The sequence below is a fragment of the Arthrobacter sp. genome, assembly GCF_030540645.1.
In the GTDB taxonomy this organism is placed as follows: domain Bacteria; phylum Actinomycetota; class Actinomycetes; order Actinomycetales; family Micrococcaceae; genus Specibacter.
This window is the reverse complement of the sequence record NZ_JAUNVV010000017.1, coordinates 1-3,741: the sequence shown is the minus strand read 5'-3', so window position 1 is coordinate 3,741 and position 3,741 is coordinate 1. Positions and strand designations below refer to the sequence as shown.

General features: G+C 60.2%; 3 protein-coding genes and 1 CRISPR repeat array. Of the genes, 2 read left to right on the top strand and 1 reads right to left on the bottom strand.

The annotated features are described in order from the left end of the window. Positions 1-49: 49 nt before the first annotated feature. Positions 50-688: direct repeats of the CRISPR family, unit length 29 nt; unit sequence GTCTTCCCCGCGTGCGCGGGGGTATTTCC. Between the two features lie 219 nt (positions 689-907). Together Q4P21_RS05170 and Q4P21_RS05165 are read left to right on the top strand one after the other, a co-directional pair. Continuing rightward, on the top strand, positions 908-1,495 hold the full coding sequence (locus Q4P21_RS05170; RefSeq protein WP_303387745.1) for a recombinase family protein: 588 nt from the start codon (positions 908-910) through the stop codon (positions 1,493-1,495). A gap of 549 nt (positions 1,496-2,044) precedes the next feature. Beyond that, positions 2,045-2,758, top strand: coding sequence for a PH domain-containing protein (locus Q4P21_RS05165; protein ID WP_303387744.1), 714 nt, complete (start codon positions 2,045-2,047; stop codon positions 2,756-2,758). Between the two features lie 476 nt (positions 2,759-3,234). Here Q4P21_RS05165 and Q4P21_RS05160 read toward each other — a convergent pair whose 3' ends face one another. Then, positions 3,235-3,558 (bottom strand): hypothetical protein, encoded by a 324-nt coding sequence (locus Q4P21_RS05160; RefSeq protein ID WP_303387743.1) that lies wholly within the window; start codon positions 3,556-3,558, stop codon positions 3,235-3,237. Positions 3,559-3,741: the final 183 nt, after the last annotated feature.

Here is a 3,741-nt window from a genome sequence, read left to right as displayed (position 1 = left end):
TGCGCGGGGGTATTTCCGTGTTCACTGATGGTGAGACTGGCACCCCGGTGTCTTCCCCGCGTGCGCGGGGGTATTTCCGACCCGCACAAGGGCGCCAAAGAAGCAGACAGGTCTTCCCCGCGTGCGCGGGGGTATTTCCTGTGAGCTGATCGCCCCAGCCCCCACGAAGAAGTCTTCCCCGCGTGCGCGGGGGTATTTCCGTGTTCACTGATGGTGAGACTGGCACCCCGGTGTCTTCCCCGCGTGCGCGGGGGTATTTCCGACCCGCACAAGGGCGCCAAAGAAGCAGACAGGTCTTCCCCGCGTGCGCGGGGGTATTTCCTGTGAGCTGATCGCCCCAGCCCCCACGAAGAAGTCTTCCCCGCGTGCGCGGGGGTATTTCCGATATCCGTATTCCCACCACTTGTGGCGGTATGTCTTCCCCGCGTGCGCGGGGGTATTTCCGGCTACGGAAAGTTCGGGCTGGGCCGGAAAGTGTCTTCCCCGCGTGCGCGGGGGTATTTCCTGTGAGCTGATCGCCCCAGCCCCCACGAAGAAGTCTTCCCCGCGTGCGCGGGGGTATTTCCGATATCCGTATTCCCACCACTTGTGGCGGTATGTCTTCCCCGCGTGCGCGGGGGTATTTCCGGCTACGGAAAGTTCGGGCTGGGCCGGAAAGTGTCTTCCCCGCGTGCGCGGGGAAGACCGACCGGGTGACGGCTACGGCGGTACTTGTAGGAACCCAAGTTGGCTGGTACCGAAGAACCACGTCGGCCCCGATGCGGTGAGTGAAAGCTCGTTGCACCGGGGCCGTTGTTGCCTGTCCATTTGGGTGTACCCAGACGAACACGTTGTGATTGCTGCAGAGTCGCGTCAATCAAAGTCCCTATCGGTTGTCGTTGGACATAACTGGTGAAGGGTCTTAGTGATGACTGGACACAAAAGACAGGTGGTTGGCTATGTGCGGGTTAGTGCTGCCGACCAGAACGAGGCGCGGCAACTCGAAGCACTCGGTACGCTTGACAGGCTGTTCTGTGAGAAGGTCAGCGGCAAGAACACAGACGGCAGACCCCAACTCCAAGAGATGCTCACCTACGTCCGGGACGGGGACAAGGTTCGGGTGAAGTCACCGGACCGTCTGGCACGGTCCACGACCGACCTGCTTGCGCTCGTTGAACAACTCAAAGCCAAAGGCGTCGCTTTAGAGTTCATCGACAACCCGGCCCTGAATACCGACACACCTCAGGGCGAGTTCACGCTCACAGTCCTCGCTGCGATTGCGCAGTTGGAACGCAAGACCATCCATGAGCGACAGGCCGAAGGTATTGCCATCGCCAAGAGGAACGGCGTCTACGAGCGGGTTCTGAAGCTTACGCCAGAGCAGATCCAGCTGGCACGGGAACGGATTGCCCAGGGCGTACCCAAAGCCAAGGTGGCCCGGGATCTGGGCGTCTCACGGCAAACACTGTACGCAGCCCTGAACGGCAGCGGAAAGTATGCCGCGGTGAGCTCATGAGCGACGGTAAGGGCGGGGCGCTCGGCCCCAGGGAGGGGAGTTCAGGAATCTGATCCTTTTTCTGATCAATACAATGAACATTTCTGAGCTTGGGGGTGGGTTCGGCCTCGCTGTGCACCTGGTGGCCTGAAACCAAGGCAAGTGGCATCCAAAATGAGAATCTGCACTGTTCGGGGCAACCGGACCGTGGCTGGCGTGGATGTCATGGAAGCGCATCATCATGAAATAGTGACATGAATCACGCTTATTGTATCGGTTTATGGTAAACATAATTTTTAAGTGAATGCTTCGCTGGGGGGCATACGCACTCTCTTTGGGGGTAGGTGGTGGTGGGATCGCATCCTGCCATCACCTAGCAATTCACGTCCAGCTCGGGGCTGCCGGATCTACTGCGCACCAAGGGTGGCACAGCGCGGGACATGATTTCAGAAGCCATCATTGTTGCGGCGCCTGACTTGAGCGGCACCGGATGTTGGTCCCCCTATTGAGTGCCGCTTGGTGGCCTCAACCGGGGCCGCCATCGCTCCCAGCACGCAAAGGGAACTAACCATGGTCGTGATCGCACGAACCGTCAGCTGGTTACTGCTCAGTGATGTCAAAACCGTACTCATCCGGCTCCAAGACGCTGCCGCTGGGGCTGGCTTTTCAGTGGCCTGCGCGGACGCCCACACCATGTGCATTGATGTCCCGCGGGCGTTGATCAGGAACCGCAGGGCAACGATGATCAACGGTGTCATCTCCCAGACAGGCCTAGGCGTTGAAATCCGTTGGACTCTGGACGCTGTGGGCAACAAGCACGCCGCGTATTTGGCCGCCATCGCTCAGGAACTACCCGAGAGGATGCTCTTCGATCACGGTATAGCCCAAGCCGCCTCAAAGCTGAGCAAGGCTTTCGGTAGCAAGGACCTCCGCCGCTTGGCGAATCTACTGGACTGCGACGAACGCGTGCACGCCATGGGTATTGGCGTGCTCGGGAACACCTTGGGCATAGCAGCGATCACCCACCGCCGTGTGCTGTTTTTAAAAAAGATCACGACCGACTCCGGCTCACTGACCGATCTCGCGCTGGGTTCCATCGCAGCGATGCACACTGGCAGAAAGCTCGGCAGGGAGACGTTGACGATCTGCCACGCTGGGACCTGCACAGTCATCACAGACCTGGGCCACGACCAAGCCGATGACATCGCCCGAGCCTTCCACCAACTGAACACGCAGCCATCACCGGCCGCACCTCTAGACCCGACACTCCTGAACGTATCGTAAACCCCCACGTTTTCTTCCAGTGGGCTTAACTCAACGGATTCAATCAGCACTCACGCAGCATGTTCAGAGGCCTCAGCGGCGATTGGTGCGGCCCTTGGGCCCGGCCGCCCCTGCCCAAGGGCCGCACTGGCAGGCGCCCATCCGTCAGTGACACCGATACCTTGGCAACCGTCCGGGCTTGAGGCGTCCACGGGAAACACCGCTCAAATCGTCACGACGCAGGGAGCGGCACATGACGGGCGCTTTCAAGGAATGGCCCAGGATCGGGCATGCTCGTGCGGGTGGTATGGAATGCTGCCCCCGATGTAGCAGCGGTCCTGGCCTTCCCTGGGATGGGGAGGAACAGTGTGTGCTGGTGTGGGGCGGCGTCCTTGGCTGGACGGGATCCCCCCTTGCCTCCGGGAGCTATTTGGAATAGTGATCCCGGGTCTGCGCAGGGGAGGGTTCACCGGCCCTGGGGTCGCTGCGGGGTGGTGTTATGGTGCCGGGTGGGTGGCTATTCCAATGAGCGTGGCGGTGATGTCGTTCAGGCTGGAGCGCATCCATGTCACTGATTCTTCGGTCTCGGCCCGCCCTGTGGGTGAGTCGGTGATTTCGGCGCTGTTGAGCCGAGTGTAGCGGTCCATGTATTCCTCGGCGACCGTGAGCAGCTCAAGGGTCGCGTCGAGTACCTGCTGCGCGGATGCGCCGTGGTGCGGCAGGGGGAGGGCGAGGTGTTGCCGGTCCGCCAGCCCAAGGTCGTGAAGCGGTGTGACCATTCGCGTGGATCGGTTCCGATTGTAGTGAACTGCGAGACTCATGTCCGCTCCCCTTTGATGCGTTGTAGACCATTCACTGCCTTGGTGTCATGTCCGGGAACCGGTCCCGGTGCCACCGGAAAGTACACCATATTTACATGCTGGCATGTAACATAAATAACTTAAAAAATAACAGGTTGAGACCTTGTCTTAGTTTAGCCTGTCTCGAGTAGTGGCGCCAGTGCC